Genomic DNA, 22,063 nt, shown 5'->3' on the forward strand with positions numbered 1-22,063 from the left:
CCGGATCCTCCACGCCCGGGACGTCAGCTCCCCGAGGCAACCCCATCGGCAACATCCCGCCCTCCAGGGTCGGTTGACTACGTACGGAGTTCCCATGGCAGGTCGGTTTCGTCCCGTTGGTCTGGTCGCCGCATCGACGGCGCTCCTCCTGACCACGGCATGTGGTGGTGCGAGCCTCGGGACCGGCGAGGACGAGCGGAGCGGGCCCGTGAAGATCGGGCTCCTCGTCCCGCGGTCGGGGACCTACAAGGCGCTGGGCGACGACATGAAGCAGGGCTTCGAGCTCTACGTCGCGCAGCACGGGGGCAAGCTCGGCGGCCGCGAGGTGGAGATCGTCGTCGCGGACGAGGGGGAGACCGCCGACTCGGGCAAGGCGGCAGCCGAGAAGCTGGTCAAGCAGGACCGGGTGCTCGCCGTGAGCGGCGTGGTGAGCTCGGCCACCATCAACGGGGTCAAGGACCTGTTCGAGACCGGCAAGGTCCCGCTCGTCGGCTCGAACGCCTCGCCCACGACACTGACCGGGACCACCTACATCTGGCGCACCTCCTACGTCAACGACGAACCGGGCAAGGCGCTCGGCAAGCACGTGGCCGAGCGGGCGGGCGGACCCGTCTTCCTGATCGCCGCGGGATACCAGGCGGGCAAGGACGAGGTGGAGGGCTTCAAATCCACCTTCCTTCCGGCGGGCGGAACGATGGCGGGGGAGGAGGTCTACACGCCGTTCCCGGGGACCAAGAACTTCCAGCCGTACCTCGCACAGATCGAGAAGTCCGGTGCGAAGGCCGTCTTCTGCTTCTACGCCGGCGGTGCGGCCGTCGACTTCGTCAAGCAGTACCGGGACTTCGGACTGGCCGGCAGGGTCCCGCTCTACGCGCCCGGCTTCCTCACCGAAGGAGGCGTGCTCAAGGGGCAGGGAGAAGCGGCCGAGGGCATCCTCACGGCGCTCAACTACAGCGCCGACCTGGACAATGCCGCCAACAAGCAGTTCGCGCCGGCGTACGAGGCCGCCTACGGTTCGGCCCCGACCACGTACGCGATGGCGTCATGGGACGCGGCGCAGGTCCTCGACAAGGCGATCGAGGCGGCCGGCTCGACGGTGACCCCCCAGACGGTCAACGCGGCCATCGCGCACGTGGGGGACATCGACAGCCCGCGCGGCACCTGGCGGTTCAACAGCGCCGGAACGCCCGTCCAGCCCTGGTACCTGCGCGAGGTCAAGCAGGGCGCCAACACGGTCGGTTCCGAGCTCGGCAGACTGGGCGGCTGACATGTCCGGATGGTTGGACGGCAACTTCGTCAGCGTCATCGACGGAGTCGCCTTCGGTCTGCTGCTGTTCACGATCGCGGTCGGACTCTCCCTGGTCTTCGGCATGATGGACGTGCTCAACCTCGCGCACGGCACGCTCTACCTGGCCGGGGCCTACGTCGCCTACGCCCTGTCCGACGGGAGCCTGCCGGGCCTCCTCCTCGCGCTGCTGGCCGGCGCCCTGGTGGGCACCATGGGCGGCGCCGCGCTGACCTTCCTCACCCAGCCCCTGGCCCGCCGCGGGCACCTGGACCAAGCCGTGCTGACGCTCGGCATCACCTTCATCGTGGCCGACCTCCTCGCCGCGGCCTTCGGCGGCGACGTACTGCCCACGGACCCGCCCGAGGTGCTGCGCGGGACGGTCGGCCTCCTCGGCCACGCCTATCCGGTCTACCGGCTGGTGTTCATCGCCGTCGCGGCCGGACTGGCACTCCTCGTGTACCTCGTCTTCGAGCGCAGCTCGCTCGGAGCCCTCGTCCGGGCCACCGTCGCCGACCGGGACATGGTCCGCGCGCTCGGTGTCGACATCCGCAAGGTGCTCTACGGAGTCTTCGCGGCCGGCGCCGCCCTGGCGGCCGTCGGCGGAGTCCTCGGGGCGCCGATCCTCGGCCCCGGGCCGGGCGTCGACGAGACCGTGCTCGTCCTCTCCCTCGTCGTCGTGGTCGTGGGGGGCCTCGGATCGGTGCGCGGCGCACTCGCCGGAGCGCTCCTGATCGGCCAGGTGCAGACCCTCGGGGTGGCGCTGCTCCCGGAGTACGCCCCCTTCCTCCTCTTCGGCACCATGCTGCTCGTCCTCGTGGTCCGCCCGCACGGCCTCGTCGCACCGGCGGTGCGCGCATGAGCCCGCTCTCCACCGCGGGCACCGCGACACGGCGGCGGCTGTCGGCGACCGCCGTGGCCGGCGCCCTCGCCCTGGCCCCCTTCGTGCTCGGCCCGTACGCGATCGGCACCCTGTCGCGGATCCTGGTGTTCGCCCTCCTCGTGCTGAGCGTGAACCTGCTCACCGGCCTGACCGGGCTGCCGACCCTCGGCCAGTCCGCCTACTTCGGCGTCGGCGCCTACACGGCGGCGATCGTGGCGACGCGCATCACCGACATCGGCGTGCTCCAACTCCTCATCGCCGCGGGCGTCTCCGCGCTCGTGGCGGCGCCGACGGGATGGCTCGCCGTCAGAGCCCGGGGCGTGGTGTTCCTGATGCTCACGCTGGCCATCGGCGAGATCGTCCACAGCGCCGCCGTCAACTGGAAGTCCCTGACGAACGGCACCGACGGGATGTCGGGCATCCCGCCCGTCGTCCCCCTGCCCGGCCTGCCGGCCCTGGAGCTCGACGGGCTGGTCTACTTCTACGTCCTGGCCGTGTTCGTGCTGCTCTTCGCGGCGGTCTCCCGCCTGGGCTCGACATCGTTCGCCCTCGCCCTGCGCGGCATCCGCGACAACGAACCCCGCATGCGGGCGATCGGCTACCCCACCCAGCGGTACGCCCTGACCGTCTACTGCGGCGCCGGGGCGCTGGCTGGGGCCGCCGGCGCCCTGTGGATCTCGGTCCAGCGGTTCGTCTCGCCCGGCGACGCCGGCTTCGAGATCGCCGCGCTGGCCCTGCTGGCCGTCGTCATCGGAGGCTCCGGCTCGATGTGGGGGGCCTGCGCCGGCGCCGCGCTCGTCTGGCTCACCCGCGACTACCTCGGAAACCTCGAAGCCGTCGCCGGACGCGGGCCACTGCTGCTCGGACTGCTCTTCGTCATCGCCGTCTACACGCTGCCCCGAGGACTGGCCGGCGTACGGACACCGCACAGGCTCACCCGGAAGAGGACGGCGTGACAGATCACGGTCTACTGGAACTGCGCCGGGTTTCCCGGCACTTCGGATCCTTCCGAGCCCTGGACGAGGTCGACCTGACGGTGCGGCCGGGCGCCCGGCACGCGATCATCGGCCCGAACGGTGCGGGCAAGTCCACCCTCTTCGGCCTGATCTCGGGCACCCTGGCGGCCACCGCCGGAACCATCCTCGTCGACGGGCAGGACGTGACCCGGCTGCCCGTACACCGCAGGGTCGGACTCGGCGTCGCAGCGACCTTCCAGCACTCCAGTCTCTTCCTGCGCGAGACCGTGCTGGAGAACGTGCTGCTCGCCGTCGTACGCCGAGCCGGTTCCCGCGCCGGCACCCGGGCGGACTCCCGGGGCGAGGCGATCGCGCGGGCGCGCGACCTGCTCGACCGGGTGGGCCTGCCCACCCGGCACGACCTCCCGGCGGCCGAGCTCTCGCACGGCGAGCGGCGCCAGCTGGAGGTCGCCGTGGCCCTGGGAACCGACCCCCGGCTGCTGCTCCTGGACGAACCGGCCGCCGGCATGTCCCCGGCGGAGACGGCGCGGCTCACCGAACTGATCGCCGCCCTGCCCGCGGAGGTGACCGTACTCCTCATCGAGCACGACCTCGACATGGTCTTCCGACTCGCCGACACGGTGACGGTCATGCACCTCGGCAGACACCTGACGACCGGCTCCCCGGACGAGGTGCGCGCCTCCCCCGAAGTGCAGAGCGCCTACCTGGGCACCGTGGAGGTCACCTCGTGAATCCTCTCCTGCGCATTCGCGGACTGCGCTCCGGCTACGCCGGGGGCGTCGTCCTCGGCGGTGTGGACCTGGACCTCGAAGCGGGCGGCACCGTCGCCCTCCTCGGCCGGAACGGAGTCGGGAAGACCACCCTCATATCGACCGTCATGGGGCTCCTGCGCCCCTACGAAGGCAGCGTCGGCCTCGACGGCCGGGAGCTCGCCGGAGCCCGTGTCGACGTGATCGCCCGGGCGGGGGTCGGCGTCGTCCCCCAGGGGCGCAGGGTCTTCGCCCCGCTGACCGTGGACGAACACCTGACGATCGCCTCGCGCCGCCCGGCGCGCGGACCCTGGACCAGGACCCGCGTTCTCGACCTGCTGCCACGGCTGGGAGAACGGCTCGGGCACCGCGGCGACCAGCTCTCCGGAGGCGAACAGCAGATGCTCGCGATCGCCCGGGCCCTCCTGGGCAATCCACGCCTGCTGCTCCTCGACGAGCCGTCCGACGGCCTCGCCCCGGCGATCGTCGCCCAAGTGGGCGAGGTGATCCGCGAGGTGAGCGCGCAGGGCATGTCGGTCGTCCTCGTCGAGCAGAACCTGACGCTGGCCCTCTCCGTCGCCCGGAACGTGGCCGTCATGCGGAAGGGGGTCATCGTCCACCAGGCTCCCTGCGCGGAATTCGCGTCCAGCCCCGAAGACCGGCGGCGCCTCCTGGGCGTCGACTGACCGGCCGGCGTCCCGGCCGTCGACCTGCCGGTCGCGGCTGAGCCGTACTCCCGGGCCGTGCTGGCCTTCCCAGCCCGGCCCGGGAAGGCCAGCCCCGGCCGGGAAGCGCCGGCGCCGGGCGGCCGGAATGCCGATGGAGGGTCGCCGTGACACGCTGAACGGGGGATCCAGCCGGTCCCGGGACACCGGGCCCGCTCTGCAACCCAGGGAGATCGACATGGCCAGTGACGCCGGCAGACCCCGAGCAGGCGGCGCACCCCCGAGCCCCTGGCACGCGCCCACGTCGGGTACCACCGCCTTCGCGGCAGCCCTGATGATCTTCGGTGGAGCGATGGCGGTCTTCGAGGGGATCGCGGCCATCGCCAAGGACGGCCTGTTCATCGCGACGCGCCACTACGTGTTCGAGTTCAGCCTGGCGGGATGGGGATGGATCCACCTCATCCTGGGCATCGTCCTCGTCTTCGCCGGCTGTGCCGTCTTCACCGGAGCCCTGTGGGCGCGCTTCTTCGGTGTCTCCATCGCCGGGCTGGGCGCCATCGCCAACTTCCTGTGGCTGCCGTACTACCCCTGGTGGTCCCTGGTGCTCATCGGCGTCAACATCTTCATCATCTGGGCCCTGTGCACCGGTATGCACCGGGAAGCGGACGCCTAGCTGCCGCCGGGTGCCCGGTGCCCGGTGCCGGGCGCCGTCAGCCGAGCGCACGGCGCCCCGACACGGCGGCGCCCGGATCCCAGCCGCGCCGGGGTACGGAATCGAGCAGCAGGCGTGTGTAGGGGTGCTGCGGTGCGTCCAGTACGCGGCCGGTCGGGCCCGATTCCACGACCTGACCCGACCTGAGCACCAGCACCTCGTCCGCGACGTGCCGGACCACCGCCAGATCGTGGGTGACGAAGAGGTAGCCGATGCCCGCCTCGCGGCGGATCGTGGAGAGCAGTTCGAGGATCTGTGCCTGGATGGACACGTCGAGCGCCGCGACCGCCTCGTCGAGGACCAGGACCCTGGGCTCCACCGCGAGGGCGCGCGCGATGGCCACGCGCTGGCGCTGCCCGCCCGAGAGGCGCCGCGGCAGCGCCGAGGCCTCGCGTCCGCCGAGGCCGACCTGGTCCAGGAGCTCGGCGACCCGGGCCCGGCGGGCGGCGGCGTCCAGCCCGGTGTGGAGCCGCAGCACCTCGTCCACGCATCCGGCCGCCGTCACCCGCGGGTCCAGGGACAGGTACGGGTCCTGGAAGACCATTTGGATCTCCCGGGCCCGGGCCAGCCGTTCGTCCCGGCTGCGGACCCGCGCCGAACGGTCCCGGCCGCCCAGGCGTACGGTGCCCGCGTCCGGCGTCTCCAGCCCGACGAGCATGCGGACCGTCGTGGTCTTGCCGCTGCCGGACTCACCGACGAGGGCGAGGGAGGCTCCCGGTGCCAGGGTGAACGACACGTCCTCGACGGCGGCGTGGTTCCCGTACCGCTTGCACAGCCCCTCGACGACGAGTTCCCGCGTCGCGGTGGTCACCGGATCTCCCAGGCTGTGCCGGGCTTCAGCTCGGGGAGGAATGGGTCCTGGCGTCGTGGGCGCGGAGCGCCGGGGGACTCTTCGCATCTGTGGTGCCCTGTTCTTTCTGGCGTTGTCGGTGGGTCTGCAACGAATGCTGCGCCCGGTCGAAGAAGGTCCGGGCCGAGGAAGGAAAGTGCGGGCCGGCCCGGCTCGACGGCCGCTGAACCTCGCGGGCCAGGAATCCCCGCCCCAGGAGGCCGGGAGGATTCAAAGCGTGATCCCTTCGTCGGCGCGGTGGCATGCGGCGAGGCCGTCGCCGTACCGCGCGAGTGCGGGTGTCTCCTCGGTGCAGCGCGGCAGCGCGTGGGCGCAGCGCGCGGCGTAGGCGCAGCCCGGGGGCGCTTCGGCGAGGGAGACCGGGCGGCCGGGGATCGGCCGGGGGGCCGGTGAGCCCCGTTCGATGCGCGGGGTGGAGGCGAGCAGGCCCGCCGTGTACGGATGGCGCGGCCGTTCGAACAGCTCGTCCGTGCCCCGCGTCTCGACGATCCGGCCCGCGTACATCACGTACACGCGGTCGCAGATGGCGGAGGCCAGTTCGAGGTCGTGGGTGACGAAGAGCAGCCCCGTGCCGCGCTCGGCCCGCAGCCGGGTGAGGATCGCGATGATCTCCGCCTGGGTCGTGACGTCCAGGGCCGTGGTCGGTTCGTCGGCCACGAGCAGCGCGGGTTCGGACGCGAGCGCCGCGGCGATGACCACCCGCTGGAGCATGCCGCCGGAGAACTCGTGCGGACGGCGGCGCAGTGCGCCCCGCGGGTCGCGGATGCCGACCGTGTCGAGGAGTTCCTCGGCCCGGGCGGCGGCCTCGGCGGCGGGGGTTCCGGCGGCGCGCAGTCCCTCGGCGAGGAAGTCGCCGACCCGGCGCAGGGGGTTGACGGAGGCCCGCGGGTCCTGGAAGACCATCGCGACCTGCCTGGCCCGCAGTTCGGTACGCTCGGCGCGGTTCATGGTGAGTACGTCCCGGCCCTTGACCCGGACCCGGCCGCTGGTGCGGGCGCCCGCGGGCAGCAGTCCGAGAGCGCTGCGGCAGGCCACCGACTTGCCGGAGCCGGACTCGCCGACCAGGCCGACCGTTTCTCCGGGCAGCACCCGCAGGCTGACCCCGTCCAGGATCGGCCGGGCCGCCCTGTCGTCCGGCAGGCGGATGCCGAGCCCGTCGATCTCCAGGACGGGCGGGCCGCCGGCCGGTGTCTTCTCCTCGGTCATGGCGTTCACCGCTCCCGCCTCGCGATCCGGTCGGCGAGCCCCTCGCCGACGATGCCGAACGCCACCACGGCGAGCACGATGCACGCCGAGGGGGCCAGGGCGGGCAGCATCGCCCCTTGCTGGACGGCCGACTGGCCCTCGTTGATCATGGCTCCCCAGTCGGCGGTCGGCGGCTGCACACCGAAGCCGAGGAAGGAGAGCGCGGCCAGGTCCATCAGCGCGTACCCGAAGTTCATCGCGGACTGGGCGAAGACGGTCGGGGCGATGTTCGGCAGCAGGTGGCGCACGCACACGTTCCAGCCGGAGAAGCCCTGTACCCGGTACGACTCGATGTACGGACGGGCCTTCTCCTGGCGCGCTATCCCGCGCACCAGCCGTCCCACGTACGGCGTGTAGGCCACCGACATGGCGATCACCGGCGCGGTCATGCCGGAGCCGACGACGGACACGAGCAGGATCGCGAGGAGCAGGCCGGGGATCGCGAAGGCCATGTCCATCGAGCGGGACAGGACCGAGTCCGCCCAGCCGCCGCGCCACGCCGCCACGACGCCGAGCAGGGTGCCGAGGAGGGTGGAGACGCCGACGACGAGCAGCGGCCCGAGCAGACCGGTGCGGGCGCCGTGCAGCAGCCGGGACAGGACGTCCCGCCCCGACTGGTCGGTGCCGAGCAGGTGCTCGCCGGTGGTTCCGACCAGGGGCGAGGAGAGGTCGAGGACCTCGGGGTCGTACGGGGAGAGGACGGGGGCGAGTACGGCGACCAGGATGAGTACGGCGAGCACCGCGACCGAGGCCGTGAACATCGGGCCCTGGCCGAGCCCGCGCAGGAAGCGCAGGCCGGGCCGGCGGCGCAGCGGCGTGGGCGCCGCGTCGGCCGGGGAGGCGGCCGGGGGTGTGGTGAGGGTCATGGGGAGCCTTCCCCCCGGAGGGACAGCCGGGGGTCGATGAGGGGGGCGAGCAGGTCGACGGCGAGGTTCACCAGGACGAAGGCCGCCACGCTGAGCAGCGTGATCGCCTGGACGACGGCGAAGTCCTTGGCGGACACCGACTGCACGAGCAGGGAGCCGAGCCCGGGCACGTCGAAGGCGGTCTCGACGATCGAGGTGCTGATGAGCAGCCCGGCGAGCATCGTGCCGCCGACGGTGACGACCGGGCCCAGCGCATTGCGCAGGACGTGCTTGCGGACCACGGTCCGGGCCGCCACGCCGCGGGCGTGCGCCACCTCGACGTGCTCGCGGCCGAGTTCGTCGAGCATCGCCGAGCGGGTCACCCGGGCGAGCAGACCCGCGAAGGTCAGCGCCAGGGCGAAGGCCGGCAGCGTCAGGTGGTACAGCCGGTCCGAGAAGCCCACGGGGGTGCCGCCCGGTCCGGGGAACCAGCCCAGCGAGACGGAGAACAGCGACACGAGTGCGATGGCGGTGACGAACGAGGGGGTCGCCGTGGCCACGCCGGTGCCGAGGAGCACCGCGCGGTCCAGCGGGCCCGGGCGCAGCGCGGCGAGGATGCCGGCCGCCACGCCGAGGACGGCGACCAGCAGGGCCGCGTACCCGACGAGCACGGCGGTGCCCGGCAGCCGGGAGCCGATGAGCTCGGTGACGTCCTGGTGGTACTGCCCGGAGCGGCCGAAGTCGCCCTGCAGGACACCGCCGAGCCACTTCGCGTACTGCACGGGCAGCGGATCGTCCAGGTGGTACTGGGAGCGCAGGGCCGCCACGGCCTCGGGGGTCGCGGGGCGGCCGTGGAGCAGGAACGACACCGGGTCGCCGGGGGCGAGGTGAATCGAGCCGAAGACCACGAGAGAGGTCACGAACAGCACGGTCACCAGGCCGAGGAGCCGTCCGACGAGGTAGCGGGTCATCGCTTCGGGGCCCCGATCTTCGCGGCCCACGGGTAGTACAGCTGCACGATCCCGGTCGGTGCGCCGGTCACCCGGTTGCCGAGGAAGACCGAGTACGGAGCCTCGTACACGGGGATGATCGGCAGTTCGCGCAGCGCGATCCGCTGGAGCTCGGCGGTCCGCTCCGCACGCGCGGCGGGGTCGGGCTCGGCGTTGGCGCGGTCGAAGACGGTGTCGTACTCGGTGTTCGTCCAGTTGCCGTAGTTCCCGAAGTCGCCGGTGCGCAGGTACTGGTAGAACTCCAGCGGGTCGGGGGTGTTGTCGTATCCGTTGGTGATGACCAGGTCGAGGCCGGCGCGCGCGTTCGGGTCGACGAAGATGCTGCTGTAGGCCTCCGGGGGGATGACCTTGAGCCGGACGTCGAGGCCGATCTGGCGCCCCGCGGCCTGGACGGCGTTGGCGACGACGCTGATCTCGGGCGCGAGCGTGCTGGTGGCCAGGGTGATCGTGCGGCCGGTCGCTCCCGCCTCCTGGACGAGCTTCTTCGCCGCTTCGACGTCGTACGCGGGCTCGGGCAGCGTGTCGTAGAGCGCGGCGGTCTTCTCCGGGGCCAGTGCCCAGGCGCCGCGTGCGGCGGGGGCCTTGGCCGGTATGCCGACGCCGCCGGCGGCGGCCTTGACGATGTTCTTCCGGTCGAGGGCCAGGGACAGGGCCCGGCGGACCTTGAGGTCGCCGAGCGTGCCCTGGAAGTTGAGGACGGCCAGGTTGGACGCGGCGTTGTTGGGGCCGAACAGCACGCTCCCCTTGCCGCTGGCGCGCAGTTGGGCGAGCGAGGCGGAGGGCACCATGTACCCGCCGTCGGCGGTGCCCGAGAGGAAGGTGTTGGACCGGGCGGCGGGGTCCTCGACGAAGATGAACTTCACCCGGTCGGACTTGGGGGTCAGCGACCGGTCCCAGTAGTCGGCGTTCTTCTTGAGGGTGATGCTCGCGCCCTGTGTCCACCGGTCGAGGGCGAACGGGCCGGTGCAGTTGACCGTGCCCTTGGGGGTGCCGTAGTCCTTGCCGGCCTTGGCCAGGGTGGCCGCGCTCTCGATGGTGCCGGGGGAGGCGGCCATGAGCTCGTGCAGGAGGACGTCCGGCCGGGAGAGCCGGAGCGTCACCTCCAGGGGGCCGGTCTTCTCGATGGCGGTGACGTTCTTGAACGCCGAGCCCCAGGGCGATCCGGTCTCCGGGTCCATGTGGCGGCCCAGGGAGGCGACCACGTCGTCGGCGGTCATCGTCGTTCCGTCGTGGAACGTCACGCCGGGCCGCAGGGTGTAGACGAGCGTCCGCGGGTCGGGCTGGGCGTACTTGACCGCGAGACCGGGTTCGATCTTCATGTCGGGCGAGACCCGCAGGAGCTGCTCGCAGACGTTCGCGAGCACGGTGTTCGGCGGGTAGTCGTACGCGAGGGCGTAGTCGAGCGTGTAGGGCTCGGCGTACAGGGACCAGGTGAAGGAGTCCAGGGAGCCCTGCGCGGGCGGCGAGGTGGCGGTGACCTTGTAGCCGCCGGCGGCGGCGGACTGCTGGGGGGAGGCGCCGGAACAGGCGCTGGTGGCCGCGAGTGCGGCGGTACAGGCGAGAAGCGTGATGGTCCTGGGCGTGCGCATGCAGACCCACCCCTTTACGGGTGTAGTGACGGGCGCTGGGGGATGGAGCGAGTATTAATGCGGGAACGTTCCCGCACAAGGGTTTGCGGGAACGGTTTTGCGCAGGTCGCGGGGGTGGCAGCATCAACCCCATGACCGATCTTTCAGGGCATGACGGGGCCGCCTCGCAGCCCGCCCCACGCGTCCGGCTCGTCGACGTGGCCCGCGAAGCGGGACTGTCCAAGACGACCGTCTCGGCGGCGCTCAACGGCACCGGACGGCTCTCTCCCGAGGTGCGGCAGAAGGCGCGCGACACCGCACGCGCCATGGGTTACCGGCCCAACGCCACCGCGCGCCAGCTGCGCACGGGGCGGGCCCGGCTGATCGGATACATGGTCGGGGAGCTCGCCGACACCCCCTGGTCCTTCCTGGAATCTCCGTACTTCGCCAGGCTGACCGGAGCCACCGCCGCGACCGCCCTGAAGCGCGGCTACGCCCTGGTGCTGCTGCCCGCAGGCTCCCTGCAGAGCGAGTGGGCCGGCCTGCCGCTCGACGCGGTGGTCGTGGCCGACCCACTCACCGGCGACCCGGTCGTCGACGATCTGCTCGCCGCCCGGATCCCGGTGTTCAGCGACCGCTCCGTCGAGGGGCGGCCGGGGGCGTACTGGGTGGACGTCGAGGCGGGGCCGGCCGTGTGCGCGGCCATGGACCACCTCCTGGAACAAGGGGCCCGGCGGCCCGCACTGGTGCTGCCCGACAGCGCCACCCGGTTCGATGCGGGGGTGCGCGCCGCCTACGGCGACTGGTGCGCCGCGCACGGCGTGGCGGAGCGGGTCGTGGTCGCGGCGGAGCGGGGCAACGGTCCCGTCGTACGAGCGGTCGAGACCGCCCTGGCGGGTGACGGGGAGGGGCCGGGCCGCGTACGCCCCGACGCCCTCTTCGTCATGGCCGAGGCGAGCCCGCCCCTCGTCCTGGAGGCGGCGCGCCGCCAGGGCTACGAGGTGCCCGGCGACCTCCTCCTGGTCTGTGTGAGCGAGGACGTGACGGCGGAGCACACCGAACCACCCGTGACGACGCTGAGCCTGCGGCCCGAGGCGGTCGCGGAGGCCGGCATCGAACTGCTCGTGGCGGTCCTGGAGGACGGCCGCCGGGAGTCGGGCGGCGTGCTCGTGCCGGCCCGGCTGGACGTACGGGCCTCCTCGGTACGGCGCTCCCGGGCGGCGGCGGACCCCCAGGCGGATGGCCCCCAGGGGGATGACCCCCAGGCGGCGCCGGGCCCTCGGCCGGTGCCGCACCCTCAGGCGGAGTGGACGAGCCTGCCGCCGACGTAGGTCTGCTCCACCCGGGCTTCGGCGATCTCCTCCGGCGGTGCGGCGAAGAGGTCGCGGTCCAGCACGACCAGGTCGGCGAGGTGGCCGGGGCGCAGGCTGCCCGCATCGTCGAGGCCGTTCACATGGGCGGAGCCGGCCGTGTAGGCGGCCAGCGCGGTCGCGAGGTCGAGGCGCTGTTCGGGCAGGAAGACCGGGTTGCCGGTGCCGGCCTCGGGGTCCCTGCGGTTGACGGCGACGTGGATGCCCGCGAGGGGGTCGGGGCTGCTGACGGGCCAGTCGCTCCCGGCGGCCAGCGTTGCGCCGGCCCGCAGCAGATCCCCGAAGGGGTACTGCCAGGCGGTGCGTTCGGGGCCGAGGAAGGGGATGGTCAGCTCGTCCATCTGCGGTTCGTGCGCGGCCCAGAGCGGCTGGATGTTGGCGATGGCGCCGAGCCGGGCGAAGCGGGGGAGGTCGTCGGGGTGCACGACCTGGAGGTGGGCGAGGTGATGGCGGTTGCCGCGCGGGCCGTTGGCGGCGACGGCGGCCTCGAGGGCGTCGAGGGCCTCGCGGACGGCCCGGTCGCCCAGGGCGTGGAAGTGGATCTGGAATCCGAGCGCGTCGAGTGTGGCGGCGTACCCGCGCAGCGCCATCGGCTCGACGAAGCTGAGGCCGGTGTTGGCCGTCGCGCAGCCGCAGCCGTCCAGGTACGGGGCGGTCATGGCGGCCGTGAAGTTCTCGGCGATCCCGTCCTGCATGATCTTCACTGAGCCGGCCCGGAAGCGGCCGTGGCTCAGCTTCTCCCGCAGGGCGACCAGTTCCTCGATCTGCTCGGCGCCCCGCTCCCGGTCCCACCAGAGCGCGCCGGTCACCCGGGCGGTGAGCGAGCCGTCGCGGGCGGCGCTCACGTAGGCGTCCGAGGGATCGGGCTTGCCGCCGAACACGCCGAGCAGCGCGTCCTGCCAGCCGGTGATCCCGAGCGAGTGCAGCAGTTCCTGGGCGCGCAGGAGCCCTGCCAGCCGGTCGGCGGGGGTGCTCGCGGGCACGAGCCGGGAGACCAGCGCCGTGGCACCCTCCTGGAGCACTCCACTGGGACGGCCGTCCGGTTCCCGTTCGATCCGGCCGTCGGCCGGGTCGGGGGTGGCGGCGGTGATCCCGGCGAGCTCGAGCGCCCGCGTGTTGGCCCAGGCGCCGTGGTGGTCCCGGTTGACGAGGAACACCGGCCGGTCCGGGAGTACGGAGTCCAGCAGCTGCCGGGTGGGCAGACCACCGTCGAAGCTCTCCATCGACCAGCCGCCGCCGGTGATCCACGCGTGGTCCGGGTGGGCGTCCGCGTACGCCCGGATCCGGGTCAGGTACTCCGCGACGCCGACCGTCCCCGTCAGATCGCATTCGGCCAGTTCCGTACCACCGTAGACGGCGTGGATGTGGGCATCCTGGAACCCGGGAACCAGCATCTTGCCCGTCAGGTCGACGACCTCGGTGCGGGGGCCGATGAGCTCCCGGACCTCGTCGTGGCCGACGGCCGCGATCCGGTCGCCGACGACGGCGAGCGAGGTCGCCCGGGTGCGGGCCGGATCGACGGTGAAGACGGGGCCGCGGGTGAAGACCAGATCGGCCTTGTCCATACGGAGCTCCAGTACATGAGGCGACGGTTGGTGGGGTCATAGAAGCGGGGCGGCCGTTTACACGTCAATGGTGTTGACGTAAGGTCCAGGCATGTCAGAACGCGTGGTTCCCGAAGGCAGCCGCCGGCGCCAACGCCCCACCAAGCAGGGAGCCGTGCTCTCGGAGCGGCTGATCATCGAGACCGCCCTGCGCCTGGTCGCCCAGCACGGCGCGGCGGCGCTCTCGGCCCGCCGGCTCGGCGCGGCCCTCGGTGCGGATCCCAGCGCGCTCTACCGCTACTTCCGCAACACCGACGCCCTGCTCCTCGCCCTCTCCGACGAGCTGATCGGCCGCGCCCAGGAGGGCTGGACGGCCACCGGCGACTGGCGGGCCGACCTGCGCACCATCGGGCTGCGCATCCACGCCTCCTACCAGTCCAACCCTCAGGCCGCGCTCCTCACGGCGCACCGCACGACAGGGCGCCCGCACGAGACCCGGGCCGTCGAGGCGATCCTCGGCATCCTGCGTTCCGGGGGGTTCCCGGACGCCCTCGCCGTGCGGATCTACCACGCCTTCGTCGACCAGGCCCTGGCCTTCGCCGCCCAGGACGCCGCCGCGCTCGCCCTGCCGGAGGCGGCGCGGGAGTCGGACGAGGAGGTCTGGCACGCGGTGTACGGCAGGCTGTCGCCCGAGACCCATCCGAACATCGCGGCGACCTTCCCGCTGCTCGCCGCCGACATGCGCGGCAGTGGCTACCCCTTCGCCCTGGAGCTGATGCTCGGCGCGATGGCGGCCATCCGCCCGGCCGCTGACGGCAACTGACGGCGACCGGCGGCGACCTGACGACGTGACGGCGGCCGGCGGCGACCTACGGGCGCCCGGCACGCGGAAGAGGGCGGCCGCTCCGTGCGGCCGCCCCTCGTCGCTCCGGTACGTCAGGCGTAGAAGCGGTACACCGCCTGGGCGACGCACGCCGGCTTGTCGGTGCCGTCGATCTCCACCGTCAGGTCCGCGACGACCTCGACACCGCCCTTGACGTCCTCGACGGACGCGATGCGGCCGTGCGTACGGATCTTCGAGCCGACGCGCACGGGGGAGGGGAAACGCACCTTGTTCAGGCCGTAGTTGACCTTCATCGACACGCCCTGGACGTCGAGCAGCTCGCTCCACATCGGGATGAGCAGCGAGAGCGTCAGATAGCCGTGGGCGATGGTGCCGCCGAACGGACCCGCGGCCGCGCGCTCCGGGTCGACGTGGATCCACTGGTGGTCGTCGGTGGCGTCGGCGAAGGTGTCGACCCGCGCCTGGGCGATCTCGACCCAGGCGCTGTGCCCGAGGTCGGCTCCGCTCCGGTTCCTGATCTCGTCGATTCCGTGAACGGTGACGGGCATGGAGGTGCTCCTTGACTGGTGAACGGGGTGAACGGGGTGAACGTCGGGCACGTGGGCAGGGTGGTGAACGGGGTGAGGGGGCGCCGGGCCGGGCTCAGGCGCCGGCGCCGTAGCGTGCCCGGATCGGGTCCTTGAGCAGCTTTCCGGCGGCGTTGCGGGGCAGTTCGGGAGCGAGCACGACGCTCCGCGGGATCTTGTAGCGGGCGAGCCGGCCCTCCAGACGGGCGAGCAGCTCCGCGGCCGTGAGGGCGGATCCCGCGCGCAGGACGACGACGGCCCGCCCGACCTCGCCCCACCGGGGGTCGGGCACGCCGATGACGGCCGCCTCGACCACGTCGGGGTGTTCGAGGAGGGCGTCCTCCACCTCGGCCGGGTAGATGTTCTCCCCGCCCGAGATGATCATGTCCTTCAGGCGGCCGACGAGCCGCACGTAGCCGTCGGCGTCGACGGTGGCCACGTCGCCGGAGCGGAACCGGCCCCCGTCGAGGAAGGCGCCCTCCGTCGCCTCCGGCAGGTTCCAGTAGCCGGGGGTGACGTTCGGCCCCGAGACCACCACCTCGCCCTCCTCGCCGGGCCCGGTGTCCTCGCCCGAGGGCCGCAGGACCCGTACGTCGGTGAAGAAGTGCGGCACGCCCGCGGAACCGGCGTGCGCCAGTGAGTCGGCCCGGTCGAGGACCAGGGCTCCCGGCGCGGTCTCCGTCATGCCGTACCCCTGGACGAAGGCCAGGCCGCGGTCCAGATAGGCGCGCGCCGTGCGGAGCGGCACCGGGGCGCCGCCGCACAGCAGGGTGCGCAGGCTCGACAGGTCCGCGCCGGCCCACCCGGGCGCGGCGGCGATCGCGTCGTACATCGTCGGTACCCCGAACATGCAGGTCACCCGGTGCTGTTCGACGAGCCGCAGGCTGCGCTCCGCGTCGAAGGAGGACTCCAGGACGACCGTGCCGCCCTTGAGGAGGGCGGGCAGGCAGCTCATGTTCAGCGCGGCGGTGTGGAACAGCGGCGCGGAGACCAGGGCCACCTCGTCCCCGGCGAGATCGGTGTCGACCAGCACGTTGAGGCTGTTCCAGACGATGTTGCCGTGGGTGAGGACGGCGCCCTTGGAGCGGCCGGTGGTGCCCGAGGTGTACATGATGAGGCACACGTCCTCGTGCCCCACCTCCTCGTCGACCGGCTCCGCCGGAGCTGCCGCGAGCAGGTCCTCGTACGGCAGCCCCGGACCCGAGTCGACGGCGAGGAGCGTGGAGATGCCCGAGCCCGCGGCGAGTTCGGCCACCCGCCCCTCCGGTGTCCTGGCGTGCACCAGGACCCGGCTGTCCGAGTCGTTCAGCTGGTGCAGCAACTCGGGCTCTGCGAGCCGGGTGTTGAGCGGGACGAAGACCGCCCCGAGCATCCCGGTCGCGAAGAGTGTCTCCAGGTACGCGGGATGGTTGGGGCCGAGGTAGGCGACCCGGTCCCCGCGCCCGACTCCGGCCCCGCGCAGGGCGTGGGCGAGGCGGGTGCAGCGGTCGTGGAGTTCGGCGTAGCGGACCGCGCGGCCCTCGTGCAGGAGGGCGGTGCGCCGGGGAGTCTTCCGGCTGCGGCGGGCGGGCCAGGAGCCGATGCCCTGGTTTCGCATGGGTGCCCCTCAGCTTCGGGTGAGACCGAGCAGCGCGGCCGCGTTCTCCTTGAGGATCTTCGGACGCACCTCGTCCTTGATCGGGAGCTCGGCGAAGTCGGCCAGCCAGCGGTCCGGTGAGAGGAGGGGATAGTCGGAGCCGAACAGCACCTTGTCCTTCAACAGGGTGTTGGCGTACTGGACCAGGCTGGGCGGGAAGTACTTGGGGGACCACCCGGAGAGGTCGATGTACACCTGCGGCTTGTGCGTGGCCACCGCGAGCGCCTCGTCCTGCCACGGGAAGGACGGGTGGGCGAGGATGATCCGCATCCCGGGGAAGTCCGCGGCGACGTCGTCCACGTCCATGGGGTTGGAGTACTTCAGCCGGACGCCGCCGCCGCCGGGAGCGCCCGCGCCGATGCCGGTCTGGCCCGTGTGGAAGACCGCGATGGCACCGGCGTCCTCGATCGCCTCGTACAGCGGGTACGCCATCCGGTCGTTGGGGTGGAACGCCTGGAGGTTCGGGTGGAACTTGAAGCCGCGGACCCCGAACTCCTCGACGAGGCGCTTGATCTGACGGACCGCCGCCTTGCCCTTGTACGGATCGACCCCGGCGAAGGGGATGATCACGTCCGGGTTCGCCAGGGCCGCCTCGGCGATCTCCTCGTTCGGTACCGGCGGCGTGCCGGTGGCCGATTCCGCGTCGACGGTGAAGACCACGCACGCCATCCGGCGCTCGCGGTAGTACGCGGCGATCTCCGGCAGCGTGGGATGGCGGTGCCCGGCTTTGAAGTAGGCGCCCGCGGCCTGGTCGAGCTCGGAGGAGAGCGAGGCGCAGCCCTTCGCGGAGACCTCCGCGTGGGTGTGGACGTCGATGGCGACGAGCTCGTCGGGATTCAGCACGGTCGTGCTCCTCACAGCTGCGGGGCGGGGATGCCGAAGGTCTCGGGGGTGCGGCCCACCGTCAGCGGCCAGGCCGCCGCGATGGCCTCGGCGCTCCAGCCGCCGTCGGCGTACGCGACCGACACCTCCTGCGGGTGCGACCACAGGGCGAGCTTGTCGCCGCCGATGCCGATGCACTGGCCGGTGATCCCGGCGGAGGCGTCCGAGGCGAGGAAGGACACCAGGCCCGCGACGTCCTCGGGCGTGCCGAAGCCCTCGCCCTTGCGCAGGCTGTCGGGGAAGGCGGTGCCCTCCTGCTCCAGCGCCTCGACGTGCGGGGCGAAGGCGGGGATGGTCTGCGTCATCGCCGTCGCGGCGACCGGGATGACGGCGTTCGCGGTGATGCCGGCCCGGGCCAGCTCCATGGCCCACGTACGCACCATCGCGGCGATGCCGGCCTTGGCGGCCGCGTAGTTGGTCTGGCCGAAGTTGCCGCGCTGCCCGGCGGGGGAGCCGGCGACGACGATCCGGCCCCCCTCGCCCTGGGCCCGCATCCGTTCGACGGCGGCGCGGACGCAGGTGAAGGTGCCGCGCAGGTGCACCTGGACGACGGTGTCGAAGTCCTCGTCCGTCATCTTCCAGAGCACCCGGTCCCGCAGGACGCCGGCGTTGGTGACCATGGCGTCGAGCCGGCCGTAGCTGTCGACCGCGCGGGCGACGAGGGCCTCTGCGGCCTCGGTGGAGCCGACCGGCACCACCTCGGCGACGGCGCGGCCGCCGGTCGCGGTGATCTGCTTCACGGCCGCGTCGGCCGCTTCGGCGTCCACGTCGTTGATCACGACGGCCGCGCCCGCGGTGGCGAGCGAGCGGGCGTAGGCGAGGCCGAGGCCACGGCCGCTGCCGGTGACGACGGCGACCTTGCCGGAGAGATCCAAGTGAGCCATGAGAGGGGGTCCTTCCCGTGATCCGGGTGCGGGACGCGGAGAGCCGCGGCCTGGGGCACGCACCGGTCGCGCCAAAGCTAGGCATAATTTTGTCTGCGGTCAATGAAGTGCCGAATGTAGATCGCCGTGGGCGGGTCCCGCGCCTACGCTGTCCCCGTGACCCCTCCCGACCCGAAGCGGCAGCCGGAAGCCGAGCCCGGCGCGGCCGGCCCCAACACCCCGGCCCGCCCCCAGTCCCTGATGCTGACCTTCTTCGGCATCCACGTCCTCGGCACCGGAACCGCCCTGTCCTCGGCGAGCGTGATCGACGCCTTCGCCCGCGTCGAGGTGGGCGAGGACGCCGTCCGCTCGACCCTGACGCGGATGGTCGGCCGCGGCCTGCTCGCGCGGCACCGGCGCGGTCGCCGGATGTACTTCTCCCTCACGGCGCGGGCGGCCGCGGTGCTCGCCGACGGGGAGGAGCGCGTCCAGCGGACGGGTGCCGTCAACCGGGCCTGGGACGGCACCTGGACCCTGGTCGGCTTCTCACTGCCCGAGTCCTGGCGCCGCGAACGGCACGACCTGCGCTCCCGGCTCGTCTGGGCGGGCTTCGGCCCGCTGCAGAGCGGCCTGTGGATCGCCCCCGGACACGTGGACGTCGCGCCCCTCGCGCAGGAGCTCGGGTTCGGGGACCGTATCAGGGCGTTCCACGCGGAAGCGGCCGCCCCCACCGAGGCCGGGCCCCTGCTCCGCAGCGCCTTCGACGTCGACGCGATCGCCGAGGGCTACCGGTCCTTCCTCGCCCGCTGGGGCGACGGTACCGCGCCCGCCGAAGCGCACGACGACCTGGGCCGCCTGCTCCTGCTGCACACCGACTGGCTCGACCTGGTGCGCGGCGACCCGCACCTGCCCGCCGAGCACCTGCCCGAACGGTGGCCCGCCGAGCCCGCCGAAGCGCTGTTCCGCGAGCTCTCCGACCGCTTCGCCCCGGGGTCGCGGCGGATCGCGCAGGAGATCCTCGACCGCTGGGAGCCGGAGGCGTAGCCCGGGGCCACCCGGCTCGGGCGGGCGCCGGGTGCCTTATGTCAACACCCTTGACCTTGGTGTGCGGCGAAGGGTCTCATGGGCGGCACCTCGGAGGGTCCGTGCGTTCGGGCGCCTCCGCGATCCGAAGGAACCCCCATGGACCACCTCACCTCGCTCAGGGACGCCGAGCCCCGCCCGTTCTGGCTCGACGACCCCCGCCGCCCGCAGGCCACCCCCGCCCTCGTCGGCGCAGCCAGCTGCGATCTGCTCGTCGTCGGCGGCGGCTACACCGGCCTGTGGACGGCCCTCCTCGCCAAGGAGCGCGACCCCTCCGCCGACGTGGTGCTCATCGAGGCGGACGAGGCCGGCGGCGCCGCTTCCGGCCGCAACGGCGGCTTCTGCGAGTCCAGCCTCACGCACGGCCTGCACAACGGTCTCCAGCGCTGGCCCGGGGAGATCGACCTCCTGGAACGGCTCGGGCGGGAGAACCTCCAGGCCATCGAGGACGCCGTGGAGCGCCACGGGATCGACTGCGACTGGGAGCGCACCGGCTCCATCGTCGTGGCCACCGAGCCGTACCAGCTCGCCGGCCTCGCGGAGGAGGCCGAGGCCGCCGCCCGCTACGGAGCCGCGCCGGTCCTGCTCGACGGCGAGTCCGTCCGGGCCGAGATCGACTCCCCGACCTTCCTCGGCGGCCTGTGGAACAAGGACGACGTGGCCATGGTCAACCCGGCCGGGCTCGCCTGGGGACTCAAGAAGGCCTGCCTCGCCCTGGGCGTCCGGATGTACGAGCACACCCCCGCCACCTCGCTCGACGAGCACGGGGCCGTGATCGGCGTCGGCACCCCCTACGGCCGGATCACCGCGCGGCGCGTCGCGCTCGCCACCAACGCCTACCCCTCGCTGGTCCGGCGCCACCGCCCGTACACCGTCCCCGTGTACGACTACGCGCTGATGACCGAGCCGCTGACCGCAGAACAGCTCGCCTCCGTCGGCTGGACGCGGCGCCAGGGCTTCGCGGACAGTGCGAACCAGTTCCACTACGTCCGGCTCTCCGCGGACAACCGCATCCTGTGGGGCGGATACGACGCCGTCTACCACTACGGCGGGCGCGTCCGTGCCGAACACGACCGGCGGCCCGAGACGTTCGCCACCCTCGCCCGCCACTTCTTCACGACGTTCCCGCAGTTGGAGGGTGTGCGCTTCACCCACAGCTGGGGCGGAGCCATCGACACCAGCACCCGCTTCTGCGTGTTCTTTGACACGAGTCACCACGGGAAGGTCTCCTACGCCGCCGGGTTCACCGGCCTCGGCGTCGGCGCCAGCCGCTTCGCCGCCGAGGTGATGCTCGACCTCCTGGCGGGCGAGCGCACCGAGCGCACCGACCTGGAGATGGTCCGCCGCAAGCCGCTGCCGTTCCCGCCCGAGCCGGTCCGTTCCCTCGGCATCGGCATCACCAAGTGGTCCATGGCCCGCGCCGACCTCAACGAGGGCCACCGCAACCTCTGGCTGCGCAGCCTCGACCGCTTCGGCCTCGGCTTCGACAGCTGACGCCGGCGCCGGCGCCGACGCCCCACGGCGCGGTCCCGTTCCCCTTCCCTTCCGCATCCCCTTCCTTACGCACGACGTGCGCCCGCCGAGCCGCTGCCGCCGACCCCCACACCGCGCACGACCCCCTGCGGGAGGTGCGGGAGAACTTCCCGGCGTAGGAAGCCCGTTCGCCCCTCCGCAGTTCCTCCGTGCTGTTCGCCCTGCCCCGGCCGGAATACCCGGCCGGGGCGTTCGTCGTGCCGTCCGTCGTCGCGTACGCCGTGGACGGGTCGCGACCGGCCGCTACTCCCCGGGCGTCCGCATGCCCCTGGCGCGGGCGATCCGCGACGCCGCGTCGGAGCCGAGGAGGTCGAGGACCTCGCGGGCACGGCGCGGCCGGGCGGAGGCGGTCAGCACGCCCCCGCTGAACACTGAGCTGATGGCGGTGTCGCCCGGCAGCGGGCCGATGACGGCGACGCCCGGCAGGTCCATCAGCTCGCTGTGCTGCTGAAAGGCGAGGTCGGCCCGGCCGGACGACAGCAGACTGCCGGCGGGCACCCCCGGTGGGGCCTGGACGAGCCGGTCCGCGAGCGTGCCGGCGAGGTCCAGCCGGGTGATCAGCTCGATGAGGGACGTACCGCTGGGGCCCGTGGAGTAGGCGACCTTCTTCGCGGACAGGAGGGCGGCTCGCAGGTCGGCTTCCGAGCCGAGCGCCGGAACCGGTGTCCCCTCCGGAACGGCGGCGACGACCTGGGATACCCACAGCGGACGCACCGTACCCCCGAGGACGTGCCCTTCCTCCTCCAGCTCGGCCAGTGCTCCGTCGGCGAGCACGAGCAGGTCCGCCTCGGCGCCCGCGCGCACCCGCCGCGCGATCTCGACGCCGCCGGCGGACTCGAAGCGCACCGGAATCCCGTGGGCGAGTCGGAAGTGTTCGGAGAGCTCGCCCACTATCGGCCGCGTCGCCATCGAGGACAGCCCAGAGATCTCTTGGTTCACGTCGTCTCCCTTGG

The 22,063-nt window shown here is 72.7% G+C and carries 21 protein-coding genes; 10 read left to right on the forward strand and 11 right to left on the reverse strand.

The window, feature by feature from the left end; translation table 11 throughout:
- Positions 1–94: 94 nt before the first annotated feature.
- From ABZY57_RS01335 to ABZY57_RS01360, 6 genes are all read left to right on the forward strand, one after another.
- Positions 95–1,267 carry an ABC transporter substrate-binding protein gene (locus ABZY57_RS01335; protein ID WP_356506956.1) on the forward strand — a complete coding sequence of 391 codons (1,173 nt, stop codon included), beginning with the start codon at positions 95–97 and terminating at the stop codon, positions 1,265–1,267.
- A 1-nt stretch (position 1,268) separates the two neighbouring features.
- Positions 1,269–2,147: a branched-chain amino acid ABC transporter permease gene (locus ABZY57_RS01340; RefSeq protein WP_356506958.1), complete on the forward strand. Its 879-nt coding sequence runs from the start codon at positions 1,269–1,271 to the stop codon at positions 2,145–2,147.
- Positions 2,144–3,124, forward strand: a complete 981-nt coding sequence (locus tag ABZY57_RS01345; RefSeq protein WP_356506960.1) for a branched-chain amino acid ABC transporter permease — start codon at positions 2,144–2,146, stop codon at positions 3,122–3,124. Before ABZY57_RS01340 ends, ABZY57_RS01345 begins: the two co-directional genes overlap by 4 nt.
- Positions 3,121–3,876, forward strand: coding sequence for an ABC transporter ATP-binding protein (locus ABZY57_RS01350; protein ID WP_356506962.1), 756 nt, complete (start codon positions 3,121–3,123; stop codon positions 3,874–3,876). The genes ABZY57_RS01345 and ABZY57_RS01350 overlap by 4 nt, the downstream gene beginning before the upstream one ends.
- Positions 3,873–4,580: an ABC transporter ATP-binding protein gene (locus ABZY57_RS01355; protein ID WP_356506964.1), complete on the forward strand. Its 708-nt coding sequence runs from the start codon at positions 3,873–3,875 to the stop codon at positions 4,578–4,580. Before ABZY57_RS01350 ends, ABZY57_RS01355 begins: the two co-directional genes overlap by 4 nt.
- A gap of 313 nt (positions 4,581–4,893) precedes the next feature.
- Positions 4,894–5,232: a hypothetical protein gene (locus tag ABZY57_RS01360; protein ID WP_356507140.1), complete on the forward strand. Its 339-nt coding sequence runs from the start codon at positions 4,894–4,896 to the stop codon at positions 5,230–5,232.
- A gap of 37 nt (positions 5,233–5,269) precedes the next feature.
- Here ABZY57_RS01360 and ABZY57_RS01365 read toward each other — a convergent pair whose 3' ends face one another.
- The 5 genes from ABZY57_RS01365 to ABZY57_RS01385 form a co-directional block, all read right to left on the reverse strand.
- Positions 5,270–6,046, reverse strand: coding sequence for an ATP-binding cassette domain-containing protein (locus ABZY57_RS01365; protein WP_356507142.1), 777 nt, complete (start codon positions 6,044–6,046; stop codon positions 5,270–5,272).
- Positions 6,047–6,331: 285 nt separating this feature from the next.
- Complete coding sequence (locus ABZY57_RS01370) at positions 6,332–7,327, reverse strand: ABC transporter ATP-binding protein (RefSeq protein ID WP_356507144.1); 996 nt, start codon at positions 7,325–7,327, stop codon at positions 6,332–6,334.
- A 5-nt stretch (positions 7,328–7,332) separates the two neighbouring features.
- Positions 7,333–8,232 carry an ABC transporter permease gene (locus ABZY57_RS01375; protein WP_356506966.1) on the reverse strand — a complete coding sequence of 300 codons (900 nt, stop codon included), beginning with the start codon at positions 8,230–8,232 and terminating at the stop codon, positions 7,333–7,335.
- Positions 8,229–9,182: an ABC transporter permease gene (locus ABZY57_RS01380; RefSeq protein WP_356506968.1), complete on the reverse strand. Its 954-nt coding sequence runs from the start codon at positions 9,180–9,182 to the stop codon at positions 8,229–8,231. The genes ABZY57_RS01375 and ABZY57_RS01380 overlap by 4 nt, the downstream gene beginning before the upstream one ends.
- Positions 9,179–10,810, reverse strand: a complete 1,632-nt coding sequence (locus ABZY57_RS01385) for an ABC transporter substrate-binding protein (RefSeq protein ID WP_356506970.1) — start codon at positions 10,808–10,810, stop codon at positions 9,179–9,181. Before ABZY57_RS01385 ends, ABZY57_RS01380 begins: the two co-directional genes overlap by 4 nt.
- Before the next feature lie 131 nt (positions 10,811–10,941).
- Between ABZY57_RS01385 and ABZY57_RS01390 the strand changes: the two genes are divergently transcribed.
- Positions 10,942–12,120, forward strand: coding sequence for a LacI family DNA-binding transcriptional regulator (locus ABZY57_RS01390; protein ID WP_356506972.1), 1,179 nt, complete (start codon positions 10,942–10,944; stop codon positions 12,118–12,120).
- On the opposite strand, the gene ABZY57_RS01395 is transcribed toward ABZY57_RS01390, so the two are convergent.
- Positions 12,087–13,724 carry an amidohydrolase gene (locus tag ABZY57_RS01395; protein WP_356506974.1) on the reverse strand — a complete coding sequence of 546 codons (1,638 nt, stop codon included), beginning with the start codon at positions 13,722–13,724 and terminating at the stop codon, positions 12,087–12,089. The two genes, ABZY57_RS01390 and ABZY57_RS01395, sit on opposite strands and share 34 nt — an antisense overlap.
- A gap of 91 nt (positions 13,725–13,815) precedes the next feature.
- On the opposite strand from ABZY57_RS01395, the gene ABZY57_RS01400 reads away from it, so the two are divergent.
- Positions 13,816–14,526, forward strand: a complete 711-nt coding sequence (locus ABZY57_RS01400; RefSeq protein WP_356506976.1) for a helix-turn-helix domain-containing protein — start codon at positions 13,816–13,818, stop codon at positions 14,524–14,526.
- Between the two features lie 113 nt (positions 14,527–14,639).
- Here ABZY57_RS01400 and ABZY57_RS01405 read toward each other — a convergent pair whose 3' ends face one another.
- The 4 genes from ABZY57_RS01405 to ABZY57_RS01420 all read right to left on the reverse strand — a co-directional run bounded on the left by ABZY57_RS01405 (position 14,640) and on the right by ABZY57_RS01420 (position 18,515).
- A complete protein-coding gene (locus ABZY57_RS01405; RefSeq protein WP_356506978.1) occupies positions 14,640–15,095 on the reverse strand; it encodes a MaoC family dehydratase in 456 nt (151 codons plus the stop codon).
- Positions 15,096–15,189: 94 nt separating this feature from the next.
- A complete protein-coding gene (locus ABZY57_RS01410) occupies positions 15,190–16,710 on the reverse strand; it encodes a long-chain fatty acid--CoA ligase (RefSeq protein WP_356506979.1) in 1,521 nt (506 codons plus the stop codon).
- 9 nt (positions 16,711–16,719) lie between these two features.
- Positions 16,720–17,589, reverse strand: a complete 870-nt coding sequence (locus tag ABZY57_RS01415) for an amidohydrolase family protein (RefSeq protein ID WP_356507146.1) — start codon at positions 17,587–17,589, stop codon at positions 16,720–16,722.
- 14 nt (positions 17,590–17,603) lie between these two features.
- Entirely contained in the window at positions 17,604–18,515 is a 912-nt protein-coding gene (locus ABZY57_RS01420; protein ID WP_356506981.1) for an SDR family oxidoreductase, read from the reverse strand.
- Between the two features lie 156 nt (positions 18,516–18,671).
- On the opposite strand from ABZY57_RS01420, the gene ABZY57_RS01425 reads away from it, so the two are divergent.
- Together ABZY57_RS01425 and ABZY57_RS01430 are read left to right on the forward strand one after the other, a co-directional pair.
- Positions 18,672–19,538, forward strand: coding sequence for a PaaX family transcriptional regulator C-terminal domain-containing protein (locus ABZY57_RS01425; RefSeq protein ID WP_356506983.1), 867 nt, complete (start codon positions 18,672–18,674; stop codon positions 19,536–19,538).
- Positions 19,539–19,676: 138 nt separating this feature from the next.
- Entirely contained in the window at positions 19,677–21,071 is a 1,395-nt protein-coding gene (locus tag ABZY57_RS01430; protein WP_356506985.1) for an FAD-dependent oxidoreductase, read from the forward strand.
- A gap of 282 nt (positions 21,072–21,353) precedes the next feature.
- On the opposite strand, the gene ABZY57_RS01435 is transcribed toward ABZY57_RS01430, so the two are convergent.
- Positions 21,354–22,049 carry a substrate-binding domain-containing protein gene (locus ABZY57_RS01435; protein WP_356506987.1) on the reverse strand — a complete coding sequence of 232 codons (696 nt, stop codon included), beginning with the start codon at positions 22,047–22,049 and terminating at the stop codon, positions 21,354–21,356.
- Positions 22,050–22,063: the final 14 nt, after the last annotated feature.

It is taken from the genome of Streptomyces sp. NPDC006450 (assembly GCF_040612195.1).
GTDB lineage: Bacteria > Actinomycetota > Actinomycetes > Streptomycetales > Streptomycetaceae > Streptomyces.

Excerpts from the sequence above, each read along its gene's own strand:
- ABZY57_RS01335 (WP_356506956.1), top strand. The coding sequence starts at position 95 with ATGGCAGGTCGGTTTCGTCCCGTTGGTCTGGTCGCCGCATCGACGGCG.
- ABZY57_RS01340 (WP_356506958.1), top strand. The coding sequence starts at position 1,269 with ATGTCCGGATGGTTGGACGGCAACTTCGTCAGCGTCATCGACGGAGTC.
- ABZY57_RS01345 (WP_356506960.1), top strand. The coding sequence starts at position 2,144 with ATGAGCCCGCTCTCCACCGCGGGCACCGCGACACGGCGGCGGCTGTCG.
- ABZY57_RS01360 (WP_356507140.1), top strand. The coding sequence starts at position 4,894 with ATGATCTTCGGTGGAGCGATGGCGGTCTTCGAGGGGATCGCGGCCATC.
- ABZY57_RS01370 (WP_356507144.1), bottom strand. The coding sequence starts at position 7,327 with ATGACCGAGGAGAAGACACCGGCCGGCGGCCCGCCCGTCCTGGAGATC.
- ABZY57_RS01375 (WP_356506966.1), bottom strand. The coding sequence starts at position 8,232 with ATGACCCTCACCACACCCCCGGCCGCCTCCCCGGCCGACGCGGCGCCC.
- ABZY57_RS01380 (WP_356506968.1), bottom strand. The coding sequence starts at position 9,182 with ATGACCCGCTACCTCGTCGGACGGCTCCTCGGCCTGGTGACCGTGCTG.
- ABZY57_RS01385 (WP_356506970.1), bottom strand. The coding sequence starts at position 10,810 with ATGCGCACGCCCAGGACCATCACGCTTCTCGCCTGTACCGCCGCACTC.
- ABZY57_RS01390 (WP_356506972.1), top strand. The coding sequence starts at position 10,942 with ATGACCGATCTTTCAGGGCATGACGGGGCCGCCTCGCAGCCCGCCCCA.
- ABZY57_RS01395 (WP_356506974.1), bottom strand. The coding sequence starts at position 13,724 with ATGGACAAGGCCGATCTGGTCTTCACCCGCGGCCCCGTCTTCACCGTC.
- ABZY57_RS01400 (WP_356506976.1), top strand. The coding sequence starts at position 13,816 with ATGTCAGAACGCGTGGTTCCCGAAGGCAGCCGCCGGCGCCAACGCCCC.
- ABZY57_RS01405 (WP_356506978.1), bottom strand. The coding sequence starts at position 15,095 with ATGCCCGTCACCGTTCACGGAATCGACGAGATCAGGAACCGGAGCGGA.
- ABZY57_RS01410 (WP_356506979.1), bottom strand. The coding sequence starts at position 16,710 with ATGCGAAACCAGGGCATCGGCTCCTGGCCCGCCCGCCGCAGCCGGAAG.
- ABZY57_RS01420 (WP_356506981.1), bottom strand. The coding sequence starts at position 18,515 with ATGGCTCACTTGGATCTCTCCGGCAAGGTCGCCGTCGTCACCGGCAGC.
- ABZY57_RS01430 (WP_356506985.1), top strand. The coding sequence starts at position 19,677 with ATGGACCACCTCACCTCGCTCAGGGACGCCGAGCCCCGCCCGTTCTGG.